The 14,152-nt window shown below is 67.6% G+C and carries 15 protein-coding genes and 2 pseudogenes; 8 read left to right on the top strand and 9 right to left on the bottom strand.

From position 1 onward, the window contains the following. The 4 genes and pseudogenes from A3A5_RS42765 to A3A5_RS0136780 all read left to right on the top strand — a co-directional run. Nucleotides 1-249 (top strand): transposase (locus A3A5_RS42765; RefSeq protein WP_198293208.1); only part of this gene is annotated, 249 nt, incomplete at its 5' end. 2 nt (nucleotides 250-251) lie between these two features. Then, a pseudogene (locus A3A5_RS40085) lies at nucleotides 252-848 on the top strand (peptidase U32 family protein); the annotation flags it as partial. Between the two features lie 47 nt (nucleotides 849-895). Then, nucleotides 896-1,828, top strand: a complete 933-nt coding sequence (locus tag A3A5_RS0136775; protein ID WP_035814539.1) for a U32 family peptidase — start codon at nucleotides 896-898, stop codon at nucleotides 1,826-1,828. Continuing rightward, nucleotides 1,825-2,289: an SCP2 domain-containing protein gene (locus tag A3A5_RS0136780; protein ID WP_018315424.1), complete on the top strand. Its 465-nt coding sequence runs from the start codon at nucleotides 1,825-1,827 to the stop codon at nucleotides 2,287-2,289. Before A3A5_RS0136775 ends, A3A5_RS0136780 begins: the two co-directional genes overlap by 4 nt. 6 nt (nucleotides 2,290-2,295) lie before the next feature. Here A3A5_RS0136780 and A3A5_RS0136785 read toward each other — a convergent pair whose 3' ends face one another. The 3 genes from A3A5_RS0136785 to norR form a co-directional block, all read right to left on the bottom strand. Further along, on the bottom strand, nucleotides 2,296-3,861 hold the full coding sequence (locus A3A5_RS0136785) for a histidine kinase N-terminal 7TM domain-containing protein (protein WP_026201500.1): 1,566 nt from the start codon (nucleotides 3,859-3,861) through the stop codon (nucleotides 2,296-2,298). 288 nt (nucleotides 3,862-4,149) lie between these two features. Further along, complete coding sequence (locus tag A3A5_RS0136790; RefSeq protein ID WP_018315426.1) at nucleotides 4,150-4,578, bottom strand: polyhydroxyalkanoate granule-associated phasin; 429 nt, start codon at nucleotides 4,576-4,578, stop codon at nucleotides 4,150-4,152. A 107-nt stretch (nucleotides 4,579-4,685) separates the two neighbouring features. Then, complete coding sequence (norR, locus tag A3A5_RS0136795) at nucleotides 4,686-6,251, bottom strand: nitric oxide reductase transcriptional regulator NorR (protein WP_026201501.1); 1,566 nt, start codon at nucleotides 6,249-6,251, stop codon at nucleotides 4,686-4,688. A 151-nt stretch (nucleotides 6,252-6,402) separates the two neighbouring features. Here norR and ytfE point away from each other — a divergent pair, with 151 nt between their 5' ends. Both ytfE and A3A5_RS0136805 read left to right on the top strand, forming a co-directional pair. Then, entirely contained in the window at nucleotides 6,403-7,122 is a 720-nt protein-coding gene (gene ytfE / locus A3A5_RS0136800; protein WP_018315428.1) for an iron-sulfur cluster repair protein YtfE, read from the top strand. A 34-nt stretch (nucleotides 7,123-7,156) separates the two neighbouring features. Further along, nucleotides 7,157-9,445, top strand: a complete 2,289-nt coding sequence (locus tag A3A5_RS0136805) for a nitric-oxide reductase large subunit (RefSeq protein ID WP_018315429.1) — start codon at nucleotides 7,157-7,159, stop codon at nucleotides 9,443-9,445. A 79-nt stretch (nucleotides 9,446-9,524) separates the two neighbouring features. Here A3A5_RS0136805 and A3A5_RS0136810 read toward each other — a convergent pair whose 3' ends face one another. Both A3A5_RS0136810 and A3A5_RS0136815 read right to left on the bottom strand, forming a co-directional pair. After that, complete coding sequence (locus A3A5_RS0136810) at nucleotides 9,525-10,184, bottom strand: DsbA family oxidoreductase (protein WP_018315430.1); 660 nt, start codon at nucleotides 10,182-10,184, stop codon at nucleotides 9,525-9,527. A gap of 140 nt (nucleotides 10,185-10,324) precedes the next feature. Further along, nucleotides 10,325-10,729, bottom strand: coding sequence for a hypothetical protein (locus A3A5_RS0136815; RefSeq protein WP_026201502.1), 405 nt, complete (start codon nucleotides 10,727-10,729; stop codon nucleotides 10,325-10,327). A gap of 178 nt (nucleotides 10,730-10,907) precedes the next feature. Between A3A5_RS0136815 and A3A5_RS0136820 the strand changes: the two genes are divergently transcribed. After that, entirely contained in the window at nucleotides 10,908-11,297 is a 390-nt protein-coding gene (locus A3A5_RS0136820; RefSeq protein ID WP_018315432.1) for a cytochrome c family protein, read from the top strand. A 396-nt stretch (nucleotides 11,298-11,693) separates the two neighbouring features. On the opposite strand, the gene soxR is transcribed toward A3A5_RS0136820, so the two are convergent. Then, nucleotides 11,694-12,182, bottom strand: a complete 489-nt coding sequence (gene soxR, locus A3A5_RS0136825; RefSeq protein ID WP_018315433.1) for a redox-sensitive transcriptional activator SoxR — start codon at nucleotides 12,180-12,182, stop codon at nucleotides 11,694-11,696. Between the two features lie 172 nt (nucleotides 12,183-12,354). Here soxR and A3A5_RS0136835 point away from each other — a divergent pair, with 172 nt between their 5' ends. Then, nucleotides 12,355-12,807: a RidA family protein gene (locus A3A5_RS0136835; protein WP_010810824.1), complete on the top strand. Its 453-nt coding sequence runs from the start codon at nucleotides 12,355-12,357 to the stop codon at nucleotides 12,805-12,807. Between the two features lie 80 nt (nucleotides 12,808-12,887). Here the strand turns inward: A3A5_RS0136835 and A3A5_RS0136840 are convergent, their stop codons facing one another. The 3 genes and pseudogenes from A3A5_RS0136840 to A3A5_RS42770 all read right to left on the bottom strand — a co-directional run. Beyond that, entirely contained in the window at nucleotides 12,888-13,274 is a 387-nt protein-coding gene (locus A3A5_RS0136840) for a nuclear transport factor 2 family protein (RefSeq protein WP_018315436.1), read from the bottom strand. Between the two features lie 81 nt (nucleotides 13,275-13,355). Continuing rightward, nucleotides 13,356-13,940, bottom strand: a pseudogene (locus A3A5_RS40090) (LysR substrate-binding domain-containing protein); the annotation flags it as partial. A gap of 16 nt (nucleotides 13,941-13,956) precedes the next feature. Next, on the bottom strand, nucleotides 13,957-14,152 hold a 196-nt coding region (locus A3A5_RS42770; protein ID WP_369797773.1), incomplete at its 5' end, for a hypothetical protein.

Here is a 14,152-nt window from a genome sequence, read left to right on the forward strand (position 1 = left end):
AAGCGCTACGTTCAATCGACAAAGGGCAAGCTCACATTGCACTTCTTGCCTGGCTACTCGCCCGACCTCAATCCAGACGAGTTGGTGTGGAGTCATACCAAGCGCACAGGTGTGGCACGCAGGCCTCTTCGTAAAGGTGAGGACCTGCAACAAAAGGTCAACGAACAGCTTCAAACCGTGGCGGAAAATCCGGCGCTTGTACGCTCATTCTTCCGCCATCCTTCTGTCGCATATATTTCTGACTGCTGAGTAATATCCGCCGCGTGGTGCTGCCGCGCGTGCTGTCGCTGGCGCAGATCGGCAAGCTGGCGCGCCAGACCAGCGTGGAGCTGGAGGTGTTCGGCTTCGGCAGCCTGTGCGTGATGGCCGAAGGGCGCTGCCTGCTGTCGTCCTACGCCACCGGCGACTCGCCCAACAACAAGGGCGTCTGCTCGCCCGCGCACGCGGTGCGCTGGACCGAGCAGGACGGGACCATGCAGGCGCGGCTGTCGGGCATCCTGATCGACAGCTATGCGCCGGGCGAGCCGGCAGGCTATCCCACGCTGTGCAAGGGCCGCTTCGAGGTGGAGGGCGAGCGCGGCTACGTGCTGGAAGAGCCGACCAGCCTCAATGCGCTGTCGCTGCTGCCGGCGCTGATCGACATGGGCATCGCTGCCATCAAGATTGAAGGCCGGCAACGCAGCCCGCGCTATGTGGGCGATGTGGTCGGCGTGCTGCGCGCGGCGATCGACGCGGCCTGCGCCGATCCGGCGCGTTTCGTGCCGCGGCAAGAGTGGCAGAGCACGCTGGGGCGCCATGCCGAAGGCGACCAGGTCACGCAAGGCGCCTACGACCGGCCGTGGCGGTGACACCGATGACATCGATCTGCCTTGAACCGGCCATGATGGAGCTTCCCATGCCAGAGATTGCCGCGGCCGCGATGCCGCAAGCCGCAGCGCTGCCCGACTTCGGCATCGCCCTGGGCCCGTTGCTGTACTACTGGCCGCGCGAGGCCGTGATGCAGTTCTATGCGTCGGTCGCCGATGCGCCGGTCGACCGCGTCTACCTCGGCGAAACCGTCTGCACGCGCCGCCATGAAGTCCGCCATGCGCAATGGCTGGAGCTTGCGCAGATGCTGCGCGATGCCGGCAAGGAGGTGGTGCTGTCAACGCCGGTGCTGGTGGAGTCCGACACCGATATCGCCTGGATGCGCCGCGCCTGCGCGCAGGACGACTACCTGGTCGAAGCCAACGACCTTGGCGCGGTGCGCTGTCTGCAAGGGAGGCCCTTTGTCGGCGGCCCCCACCTCAATGTCTACCACGCCGATACGCTGGCGTGGCTGGCCGGGCTGGGCGCGACTGGCTGCGTCGCGCCGGTGGAGATGGATGGCGGCACGCTGGCCGCGCTGGCAGCGGCGCGTCCCACGGGCATGCGCCTGGAAGCCTTTGTCTGGGGCCGCCTGCCGCTGGCGTTCTCGGCGCGCTGCTTTACCGCGCGCCACCATCGCCTGCGCAAGGACAGTTGCGAGTTCCGCTGCATGGATTATCCCGACGGCCTGGTGGCCGCCACCGGCGAGGGGCAGGCCTTCTTCACGCTCAACGGCGTGCAGACGCAGAGCGCCACTTGCCTGGACCTGTGCGCAGAGGCGTTGGCGATGGCGCGGATGGGGGTGGGGATGCTGCGCGTCAGCCCGCATTCATCCGGCACGCTGCAGGTGGTGCAACAGCTCGCGGCGATTCGTGCAGGTGAACAGGCACCCGCTGCCAGCGGCATCACGCCGGCCGGTGCCCAGCCTTGCAACGGCTACTGGCACTGCAGCGCGGGCATTGCCTGGGAGGCCCGGGCATGAGCGCGCTGCACAAGCTGATCGCGGGCGCGCACCGGCGCATGCCGGCCCGTGCCCGGGCGCTGCCGCTGGTGGCGGCGCTGGAACTGGCGCGCCGGGCGGGATGGCTGGAGCCGCCGACCGCCCTGGATGGGCATGCCTTCCTGCTGACGGTGCAGGACCTTGGGCTGGCCGTGCCGTTCCGTTGCGAAGGCGGGCGCTTTCGTGCCGATGCGTCGGACGCCGAACCTGAGCTGACGCTGCGCGCCTGCGCGGTCGACTACCTGCGGCTGCTTGGCGGCGAGGCCGATACCGACACGCTGTTCTTCCAGCGCCGGCTGGTGATCAGCGGCGATACCGCGCTGGGGCTGGAGGTCAAGTACTGGCTCGATGCCGCGCCGCGGCCCGCATGGGTCAGCCAGGCCGCGGCGCGGCTGGTGGCCTTGCACGGGGCCACCGTGGGGCGGGCCGGCATGGCGCCGTAGCCGTGCTCAGGCGTCGCCGTCCAGCATGAAGCGGTTGCGTCCCGCGCGCTTGGCCCGGTACATCGCGCTGTCGGCACGGTGCAGCAGCGGCTCCAGCCGCGGTGCTTCCGGCACGGCGCAGACCGCGCCCACGCTGATCGTGACCACCGGCTGCACCGGCGTGCCGTTGTGCGCGATGCCGAGATCGCGCACAACGGCCACCATGCGGCGCGCCACGTCACGAGTCTCGTCCCGCGTGGCGCCGGGCAACACCGCCGCGAATTCCTCGCCGCCCAGCCGGGCGCAGAACTGCTCGCCGGACAGGGTGCGGGTCAGGGCGCCGGCAATCTGCCGCAGGCAGTCGTCGCCGGCCACGTGGCCATGCAGGTCGTTGTATTGCTTGAACTGGTCCACATCCAGGATCAGCAGGCCCAGCGCCTGGTTGCGCTCGCACGCCCGGGTCACGGCCGCGATCGACTCGCGCTGGAAGTAGCGGCGGTTGCGGATGCCGGTCAGGGCGTCGATGTCCAGGTCGGCCTGCACCTGCCACAACTGCTCTTGGGTCTGGCCTAGCCGCGCGCTCAGGGCCAGCTCGCGCGATTGGAAGCGGCTGATATCGCGCAGGAACAGCAGGCTGCCGATCTGCCTGCCGTCCAGGCGTGCGACGGGCTCCACGGTGAGCTCGAAGGGTGCGCCGGGCGGCACGAACGGCGTGGCCGCGGCGCCTGCCTTGCCAGCTGGCGCGGGCTGCAGCGCGATCGCCCAGCCGGCCGGCACGGCGTCGCCGCGTTCCAGGGCCGGCCACAGGTGCGCGGCGGCCGGGTTGAATTCGACGATCCTGCGGTGGCCATCGACGATCACGCAGCCCTCGCTGAGCGCATCGAAGACCCGCAGGCGCGCGTAGTGGCCGATATCGTCCAGGTGAGTGCGCAGCGCGCAGAACCACACCAGCACGGTCATCAGCGAAAACGTCGCCGGCGTCAGGTCGCCGCCGAACGGGCCGGTCCAGCGCTTCAGGTAGGCGATATGCGCCAGCAGCGGCAAGGCCAGGCCAGCGGCCAGGATGGCGCGGCCGCGGCGCGACAGGGCGTGGCTGGGCACTTCCGCGGTGACCAGGAAGTACATGCTCAGCGCGAGCAAACCGTAGGTCCACGTGGCCGCCACGATATAGCCCGGGCCATGCTCGAACACCGCGCCGGGCGCGACGCCGGGCGGCATCAGCGTGATGCGCTGCCAGATCAGGTGGTGGCGTTCATTGGTGAAGACCAGCACCACCGCCGCCAGCACCGGCAGCCACAGCCGGGACCATGGCACCACATAGCGCGGGCGGCTCAAGTGGACCATCGCCACCAGCCAGCCGATCGGCACGGCCACGATCCCCAGATACTGCACCTTGGCCCACAGGATGCGTCCCGCCAGGTCGGTCGAGCTGATCTCGAGCAGGCGGCCGCCACTCCAGATCACTACGCCCGCGGCCAGCAGCAGGAATGCCTGGACGGTGGGGTCGTCGCGCCGTGGCCAGGTGGCAATGGCCATGCCGATGCTGCAGATGACAGCGATGGTGAGCAGGAGAACCAAGGGGTAAGAAGGCATGGATGCGGGGCGCGTCCGGGGATCTATGACCTATGTGTTGGTGCCGGGGGTGGGGCTGCGGGCACGTTGCCGTCCGCATCATGCGCCGCTCTGTGGCCGGCCGTTCCGGTTCGGTGACTGGCCGGGACGCCGGCATATGGGCTTCGTTCTTTCATCAGCACGCATGATACCGGGCGCGCCGGCCTGATTGCCACCAGGTACCGCCACGATCGCCGCCATGCATGACATATAGCCCGGCAGGACCTCGGCCAGCGCGACGGTGCGAGGGGGGCGCCGCGCGGCGTCAGGTCATGCTGGCCGCGGTGTTTCGCGGACCAGCCAGAAGGGGATATCGGTGACGTCTCTTTGCATGCCTTGCCAGTCAGGCATCAGGCCCCGCGTCAGCAGGTGGCCCCAGCCATCGATCCACCTCTGCTGGGCCCGGGCGTACAGCTCCAGCATGGCCGACGCATAGTGCAGCGGGCCGCCGATCAGCGGCAGTTCGCTGGCGATCTCGCGCGCGTACAAGGCCTCAGGCTCCTGCGCGACGAGGGTGCCCATGGCATCGAACTGCAGCTCTTCATACATGGTGCGGGTGAATTCCAGGTTGAGCTCGGTCATGCGGCGCCAGTTGTCCGCCAGGTCGGCCTGTATGGCTTCAAACTGGTGCACGCCGGAAAAAAAGGTCGGAAACGGCCAGAGGCTGAGCGGCCAGAAGGCTTGCGTTGTGGTCATCATCACGGAGATCTCCTGTGGGTCCGCGCCGCCATGCGGACGGCACGCAGATTAGCTTATGCGCTAACCGCGGCCCTCGCCATGTCCGAATCCGCGCACGGCGGAGTGACTCACTTGCATCCCAGCCGCTTGGCCAGCTTGTGCAGGTTGCTGGCATCGATGCCGAGCTGGCGTGCCGCCTGGGCCCAGTTGCCACCCTGGTCTTGCAGCGCCTGTTCGATGCAGGCCCGCTGGGTTTGCGCCATCGCGTCGCGCAGGGTGATGCCTGCGGCAAGCGCCGGGGCGGCGAACGCGCTGGCCAGGCTGGCGCCGGCATGGCGTGCGGCGGGCGCTTCCAGTCCGTCGAGATCGAGCAGTTCCGGCTCCAGCGTCACAATGTCGTTGCGGCCCGCGCCGCGGCTGACGGCACGCAGCGCCGCGCGGCTGATCACGTGTTCCAGCTCGCGCACGTTGCCGGGCCAGCGGTAGCTGCGCAGCGCATCCTGCGCACCGCCTGACAGCCGCAGGCTGCGCAGCCCCAGGCGCGCGCGGTTCAGCTCCAGGAAGCGCCCGGCCAGCAGCAGCACGTCGTTGCCGCGCTCGCGCAGCGGCGGGATCGGGATCGGGTAGACCGACAGGCGGTGGTACAGGTCGGCGCGGAACGAGCCGTCGCGCACATGCTCGCGCAGGTTGCGGTTGGTGGCGGCAATCACGCGCACGTTGACGCGGCGCGGGCGGTCCGAGCCCAGCCGCTGGATCTCGCCGTTCTGCAGCGTGCGCAGCAACTTGGCCTGGATGGCCAGCGGCAGTTCGCCCACTTCATCGAGGAACAGCGTGCCGCCGTCGGCGGCCTCGAAGCGCCCCGGGCGCTCGCCGGTCGCGCCCGAGAAGGCGCCGCGCGCGTGGCCGAACAGCTCGCTTTCAGCCAGCGACTCCGGCAGCGCCGCGCAGTTGACATGCACCAGCGGCTGCGCGCGCCGGCGCGACTGGCGGTGCAGGCGGTGCGCGAACAGTTCCTTGCCCACGCCGGTCTCGCCCAGCAGCAGCACCGGCAGCTCGGTATCGGCCACCACTTCCAGCTCATGCAGCAGGTTGGCGATGGCCTCGCTCTGGCCGATGATCTCGCCGCTGATGTCGCCATGCTGGGCCGTGCCTTCGTCGGCGTCGGGCGTGCCGCGCGCCAGCTGCAGCGCGCGGATCTCGCCTTCCAGCCGGGTGGTGCGGATGGCCGCTTCCACGATCACCGTCAGCCGCTGCAGCTCGGCCTGGGCCGCGGCATCGAAGGTGCCGATCGCGAGCGCGTCCAGCGTGAGCGCGCCCCAGGGCTGCCCGTCCACGGCCAGGCTGGTGCCCATGCAGTCGTGCACCGGCAGCGGCTCGCCGACGTGCTCGTCGATCAGGCCGTCGTACGGGTCGGGCAGCATGCTGTCGTGGTGAAAGCAGGTCACCCCGCGCCGCGCCAGGATGGCGGCCAGGCGTGGATGCAGGCCGACCGCAAAGCGCCGGCCCAGCGCATCGCGCACCAGGCCATCGACGGCCACGGGGCGCAGGTGGTCTTCCTCCAGCCGCAGCAGCGCCACCGCGCCACAGCGGAAATGTGTGCGCAGCGCGCTGACCAGCCGCTGCAGGCGCACCGCATGCGGCAGGTCGGTGACAAGGTCGGCCAGCAACTCGGGATACATAGCGCTCGGTAGCATGGTGAAAAATACCGTTAGGGTAATAAGTACCGCGACAAGTATAGGGTATTAATCACCGCTGAAGTTTCAAGTCATTGATCCGGATAGGTTTTTTTCAGGCACGCTCCTCGCGTAAGTCATGCATGCATAACTTCCACACGGAGAAATCATCATGACTTTGCAGGACCATTCGCTCGGCCAGCTGGCCCGCCTGATTCCCGGTGCCACCCGCGTCTTCCATGACTACGGGCTGGATTTCTGCTGCGGCGGCAAGCAGACCCTTGGCGACGCCGCGCGCCAGTTGGGTCTCGATGCGGCTGCCATGGGTTCCATCGAGGGACGGCTGCGCGCGCTGCAGGACGAAGCCGGGCCGTCGGCGCAAGACTGGAACACGGCGGCGCCGGCCGAGCTGATCGACCATATTCTCACGCGCTTTCATGCGCGCCATCGCGAGCAGTTGCCCGAGCTGATCCGCCTGGCGCGGCGCGTCGAGCAGGTGCACGGTGACCGGCCCGATTGCCCGCTTGGCCTGGCCGACCACCTGAGCGAGATGCTGGGCGAGCTGGAATCGCATATGCAGAAGGAAGAGCAGGTGCTGTTCCCGATGTTGTCGCGCGGCCTGCATGCCGCAGCGGGCCGGCCGATCACGGTGATGCGGGCCGAGCATGACGACCACGGCGTGGCGTTGCAGCGGCTGGCGGCGCTGACCAACGACATCACCTTGCCGCGCGCGGCCTGCAATACCTGGCGCGCGCTCTACCTGGGCCTGCGCACGCTGCGCGAAGACCTGATGGAACACATCCACCTGGAAAACAACGTGCTGTTCGAGATTGCCACGGCGCCCGCCGCCGCCGCGCAAGCCACCGGCTGCGGTTGCTCGACGCACGCCTGAGCCAGCCCGCCACCATAACCAACGACTTCGCATCATGGGTTCCTACCGCAAACTCTGGTTCCTGCTGATCGCCGTGCTGGCGGTCACGTTCTCCCTGCTCGGCTACTACGGCGTCGAGGTGTACCGGCAGGCCCCGCCAATGCCGGCCAAGGTCGTCACGGCCGAGGGCCGCACGCTCTTCACCGGTGACGAGATCCTGGACGGCCAGACCGCCTGGCAGTCCGTGGGCGGCATGCAGCTGGGCTCCATCTGGGGCCACGGCGCCTACCAGGCGCCGGACTGGACCGCCGACTGGCTGCACCGCGAACTGACCGCGTGGCTGGAGCTGGCCGCGCAGGACGCCTACGGCCGGCCCTATGCGCAACTCGACGCGCCGGCGCGGGCCGCGCTGCGCGAGCAGTTGCGCACCGAGTACCGCGGCAATGCCACCGATCCGGCCACCAACGTGCTGACCGTGTCAACGCGCCGCGCGCAGGCCATTGCCGGCACCGCCGCCTACTACGACAAGCTCTTCTCCGACGCGCCGGTGCTGCACACCACGCGCGAGCACTACGCGATGAAGGAGAACACGCTGCCCAGCGCCGAGCGCCGCGAACAACTCACGCACTTCTTCTTCTGGACCGCGTGGGCCGCATCGACCGCGCGCCCGGGGCATGAGGCTACCTACACCAACAACTGGCCCCACGAGCCGCTGGTCGGCAACCAGCCCACCAGCGAGAACGTGGTGTGGTCGGTGATCAGCGTGGTGGTGCTGCTGGCCGGGGTCGGCTTCCTGGTATGGGCATGGGCCTTCCTGCGCGGCAAGGAAGACGCGCCGCCGCAGGCGCCGGCACGCGACCCGCTGCTGGCCGTGGCGCTGACGCCGTCGCAGCGCGCGCTTGGCAAGTACCTGTTCCTGGTGGTGGCACTGTTTGTGTTCCAGGTGTTCCTGGGCGGCTTTACCGCGCACTACACCGTCGAAGGCCAGAAGTTCTACGGCATCGATGTCTCGCAGTGGTTCCCGTACACACTGGTGCGCACCTGGCATATCCAGAGCGCGCTGTTCTGGATCGCCACCGGCTTCCTGGCCGCGGGCCTGTTCCTGGCGCCGCTGATCAACGGCGGCAAGGACCCCAGGTACCAGCGCCTGGGCGTCGACGTCCTGTTCTGGGCACTGGTGGTCGTGGTGGTGGGATCGTTCACCGGCAACTACCTGGCGATCGCGCAGAAGCTGCCCGCGCACCTGAACTTCTGGCTGGGCCACCAGGGCTATGAGTATGTCGACCTGGGCCGCCTGTGGCAGATCGGCAAGTTCGCCGGCATCCTGATCTGGCTGGTGCTGATGATGCGCGGCATCCTGCCGGCGCTGCGCGCGCGCGGCACCGACCGCAACCTGCTGGCGCTGCTGACCTCGTCGGTGGTGGCAATCGGCCTGTTCTACGGCGCGGGCCTGGCCTACGGCGAACGCACCAGCCTGACGGTGATGGAGTACTGGCGCTGGTGGGTGGTGCACCTGTGGGTGGAGGGCTTCTTTGAAGTCTTTGCCACCACGGCGCTGGCCTTCATTTTCTCCACGCTGGGCCTGGTCTCGCGCCCGATGGCAACGGCCGCCAGCCTGGCCTCGGCATCGCTGTTCATGCTCGGCGGCATTCCCGGCACCTTCCACCACCTCTACTTCGCCGGCACCACCACGCCGGTGATGGCGGTGGGCGCCGCCTTCAGCGCGCTGGAAGTGGTGCCGCTGATCGTGCTGGGCCATGAAGCCTGGGAGAACTGGAGCCTGAAGCGGCGCGCGCCGTGGATGGCCGACCTGAAGTGGCCGCTGATGTGCTTTGTCGCGGTGGCGTTCTGGAACATGCTGGGCGCCGGGGTGTTCGGCTTTATGATCAACCCGCCGATCGCGCTGTACTACATCCAGGGCCAGAACACCACGCCGGTCCACGCCCACGCCGCGCTGTTCGGGGTGTACGGGTTCCTGGCGCTGGGCTTCACGCTGCTGGTGCTGCGCTACGTGCGCCCGGCCTACCGGCTCAGCCCCGCGCTGATGAAGACCGCCTTCTGGGGCCTGAACATCGGCCTGGTGCTGATGATCGGCACCAGCCTGCTGCCGATTGGCATCATGCAGTTCCTGGCCAGCGTCGAGCATGGCACCTGGTATGCGCGCAGCGAGGCCTTCATGCAGCAGCCCATCCTGCAGACGCTGCGCTGGGTGCGCACCTTCGGCGACGTGGTCTTTATCGTCGGCGCGGTGTCATTTGCCCTGCAGGTGGTGCTGGGGCTGGCCAACCGAACGCCGCTGGCGGCGGACACGGCGACGGCACGCATGAGGCCGGCGGCACGCTGAACGATCGGGGAGCGAGAGGCAGTGCTGGCCCGCCCGGGGTTCCGGGCGGGCCTTTTTCATCCTGCCGATGCGTGGCTGCTCAACGGTTCCCCGCCTGCTGCGCCTCGGCAACGATTTCCCGGATGGCCTGCTCGAACGCCTCCACCGGCTGCCCGCCGGTGACCAGGTAGCGGTTGTTGAAGATGACCGATGGCACCGACTGGATGCCCATGCGCTGGTACTCCTGGATTTCCGCGCGCACCGCATCGGCATAGTCATCGCTGTCCAGCACCTTGCGCGCCGCCGCGGCATCCAGGCCAACGGCTTGCGCCGCCTCGACCAGCACATCGTGATTGCTCGGGTCCTTGCCGTCGGCATGGTAAGCGCGCAGCAGCGCCAGCTTCAGCGGCAGCTGCTTGCCTTCCAGGCCTGCCCAGTGCAGCAGCCGGTGGGCATCGAAGGTGTTGTAGACATGAGTGCGCTCGCCAAACGGAAAGCCCACGCCGGCGCCGCGCTCGCGGATCATGGCCTGGGTCTCTGCGATCTGCGCCGGGGTGCGCCCGTACTTCTTGCCGAGATAGTCGACGATCGCCTCGCCCTCCGGGCGCATCCCCGGGTTGAGTTCAAACGGATGCACGACGATTTCGGCATCCACCGCATCGCCAAGGCGCTGCAGCGCGAGTTGCAGCGACGACAGGCCGATGGCGCACCAGGGGCAGGCGATGTCGGAGACGAAGTCGATCTTGATGGGTTGGGGCATGGCTACTCCTGGCGTGGGGCAGGGGCATGGCCCCGGCCCGGATCTGGAAATTGCCGACAGGGTAGCCTGACTGGCGAATCCTTGCAGGCGGGCGCCGCAGCCATGGCCGGGCGCCCGCCCCATCAGATCAGTTCCGGCGATCAGTCCCAGCGGCGCCCATGGCCGCGGTCGTCATTGTCGCCATGACGGTGGGCCCATTCGCGCTCGCGCCAGTCGCGGCGGTTGTCGTGGTAGCCGTCGCGGTAATAGCCGCGGTAGTAATCCCGACGATAACCGCGGTCATAGTCGTAGCGTACCGGCACCGGCGCCACTACCACGGGGCGCGGTGCGACCACCACCGGAGGCGGTGCGTAGGCAACCGGGGCCGGCGCATAGGCAACCGGGGCCGGCGCATAGACCGGGGCCGGCCGGTAGACCGGCGCGGGCTCCGCCACCACCACGCCCGGCACGCCGATGCCGATATCGATATTCACACCGGCGTAAGCCCCGGCGCTGGCCACCAGCATTGCACCACCTGCTACCGCCATTGCGATGATTCGTTTCATGGTTGCCTCCCAAGGGGCGTTGGACATGGGCTCACTGTAGGGGGCGGGCCTGTAATATGGGGCGCGCAAAGTGTTGCAAGTGTGACGTGGTGTAACCCTGCTGCAGGGCTGGGACGTCCTGGCTACGCCTGTATCATGCAACCCTGTTGCCGAAGCTCTTTCCTTCCTTAGCTGCTCCATGCGCCGTATTGCCATTGTCCTGCTGGCCCTGACCGCCTTCACCGCCATTCCCATCGCAGCCACCGCAGCCACTGCCGCTGCCGATATCCAGGCCGGCAAGGCGTTGTTCGCCACGCGCTGCGCTTCGTGCCACCACGTCGGCCGCAACGCGCGCGCTGGCTTTGGCCCGCAGCTGAACGGCATCTTCGGCCGTGCCGCGGGTCGCACCAATGATTTCCAGTATTCCGAGGCGATGCGGGCGTCGAAGGTGGTGTGGTCGCATGACACGCTGCGGGCCTTCATTCATTCACCTGGGAAGGTGGTGCCTGGGACGAAGATGCGGTTCTGGGGGCTCAGTGATGACAAGCAGATCACTGACTTGCTGGGTTACCTGCAGACCTTTCAGTAAGCGGGAAATAGGAGTTTGGGGTTTTGGGGGTGCTTCGCTGGATTGGGGGTAGGGTGTGGCTGTTTCGCCGGCGTAGCCGGCGACCTACTTTCTGTCCGAGCGACAGAAAGTAGGCAAAGAACGCGTCGCCTGAGCGGCTGGCAATCCATTACACGGCGTTGGCCGTTCCCGCGGCGGTGATTTCCGTTTTTGCTTGGGTGCCCGTTCGAGCCTGCTACGCCATGTGAGTCAGGGATAGTGCCTTCGATGACCCACTATTGGACGATCCCCATGCAGGGTGTAGGCCGCCTGCTGCCAACGGCATCGCGGGGACGCCTACGGCTGCTGCGCAGGCCCAAGAGCCGCTTCGGCTTTTTGTGCGACCGCTAATCCAGCACAGCCCACCGTCCCCCCCATTCAAACCTCTTCAGGAAAATGCGGCCCCGGCCCTTCCCCCGCCATCGCGTCCTGCGGATTCCGCAACGGACAAGCCTTCAACGACAAACACCCACACCCGATGCACCCATCAAGCTGATCCCGCAACTGCGTGAGCGTGCGGATCCGTTCATCGAGGTCATCGCGCCAGCTGGCGGAGAGCCGGCGCCAGTCGGCCACCGTTGGCGCGCGGCCGTCCGGCAGCTTCTGCATGGCGTCGGCGATCACCGCCAGCGGCAGCCCCATGCGCTGCGCCACGCGGATCACGGCCAGCCGCCGCAGCACGGCGCGCGCATAGCGGCGCTGGTTGCCGCCGCTGCGGGTGCTGGCGATCAGGCCGCGCGCTTCATAGAAATGCAGCGTGGATACGGCAATGCCCGTGCGCGCGGCGACTTCGCCGACGCCGAGCAATTCTTCTGCAGGCGCGGCACGGCGCCGGCGCGCCGAGGCGGGCTTGTTCGCGGAGGCCATCGGGAACGGAAGACACCAGTGAGATCAAGGAATGCCCATGCTACCACCAAGGCCGCGCTTGACCTCAGGTTAAGTTGAGGTTTGATACTTGCGGCTCCACTGTTCGCCACGCCTCAATACAGAGCTGATGACCATGATCCCGTTCTCGCCCTCATCCTTGCGTTCACCCTCGATGCCCGCGCTGCCGTCAATGCCCACCATGCCGGTCGCCCGCCCCAATCCCTCGCTGAGCCTGATCAATCCCGAGGGCCTGTACGACCCGCGGCCCAACGGCTATTCGCATGTGGCCATGGTGGAAGGCCCGGCCCGCATCGTCTATATCGCGGGGCAGGGCGGTGAGGACGCGGCAGGTTGCCTGCCGCTCGATTTTCCGCGCCAGGTGGCGCGCGCCATGCAGAACCTGCGCATCGCGCTGCAAGCGGCAGGTGCCGACGTGGGCGATGTGGCCAAGCTCACGGTGCTGGTGGTCGACCATTCGCACGACCGCCTGCGCACCTTCGGCGCGGCGCTGCGCGAGATGTGGGGCGACAAGCCAACGCCGGCCTGCACGCTGATCCCGGTGCCGCGGCTGGCGCTGGACAACATGCTGTTCGAGATCGAAGCAACGGCGGTGTTGCCGGGCTGAACCCTGGCACGGTTGCCCGCTGCCGCAGGTGAGGCCGGGCGGCACAGCTGCGGCGCTTTGCCGCAGCGACCGTTCTATTTTCAGCGCGGTGCGGCGCTGAAAGTCTTGTTGACGATCTTCCAGGCGCCGTCGATCTCCAGCAGCGTCATGTAGTCGGTAAAGGTCACGCCCGGGTATTCCAGCACCACCTTGGCCACACCGGCATTGCCTACCACATCGAACTGCGTGATAAAGCGCTTGCGCTGCGCCTCGTCCGCAGCGGGATGGCTGGGACAGCGCGCCGAGGCGAATTCCTCGACCGTCAGCGAATGCAGCTTGCCGTCGCGGAACGAGACGATGCGCGCATCGGCGGCAAACGCCTTGTACATGAACTCGGCCTTGCCGGTGACATGGCCCTGCAAGTAGTCCTCGATCGGCGCGAGCGCGGCCACGTGGCGGGATGTCAGGCCCGTTTCTGAATACGTCATGGTCTCCTCCAAAACTGGGGGCAGCGTTGAAAGCTTTGATTGTATTCCAGTTTTGTATGCAAAAGGTTGGGGCGCTGCCAGTCAGACCGATGTGGCGATGAGTTCACGCAGCCAGCGGTGTGCCGGATCGCGATGCACGCGCTCTGGCCACAACATCGACATCTCATAGCCCGGCACTTCGACCGGCGCCACCACCACCTGCAAAGCGGGCACGCCGCGCACCAGCCGCTCGGGCAGCATCGCCACGAGGTCGGTGCTGGCAACGGCCGACGTGACAAACAGGAAGTGGGGCACGGACAGCACCACCCGCCGCTGCATGCCGGCCAGCGCCAGCGCCTCGTCGGTGACGCCGTAAAAGCCGCCACCGTCTGGCGACACGATCACATGGTCAAGCGCGCAGAACTGCGCCAGCGTTGGCCGCCGCTTCAGCCGCGGATGGCCGGCGCGCCCCACCAGCACGTAGCGCTCGGTAAACAGCGCGCGCCGGTGCAGGCCCGGTGGCGAGCCATCGGTGGTGTGGAAGGCCAGGTCCAGTTCCGCACGCTCGGCCTGCCGGGCGATGCGCGGCGGCACCATCTCAACCACGGCCAGGCGCGCGCCGGGCGCCGCGATGCGCAGCGCCTGCAGCGCCGGCAGCACGATGGTCGATTCGCCATAGGAACGTGCTCGAAATAACTTCCCGCTATGCGGCGTTCCGTGAGCGGATGCTGTAGTTCCACGCAGGCAAGGTTGAGTCGTACTCGATGTTCAGTGAAGCACGGACGCAACGAGTGACTGTCCGTCCGGCTTCATAGACTCCGTCAAGAATGTCAGCAGTAACTTTCAGTCCGGTTTTTGTGCAGGCTTTTTCGATCAGTTCACGAACCAGACTAACGCTG

This window comes from Cupriavidus sp. UYPR2.512 (genome assembly GCF_000379565.1).
Taxonomy (GTDB): domain Bacteria; phylum Pseudomonadota; class Gammaproteobacteria; order Burkholderiales; family Burkholderiaceae; genus Cupriavidus.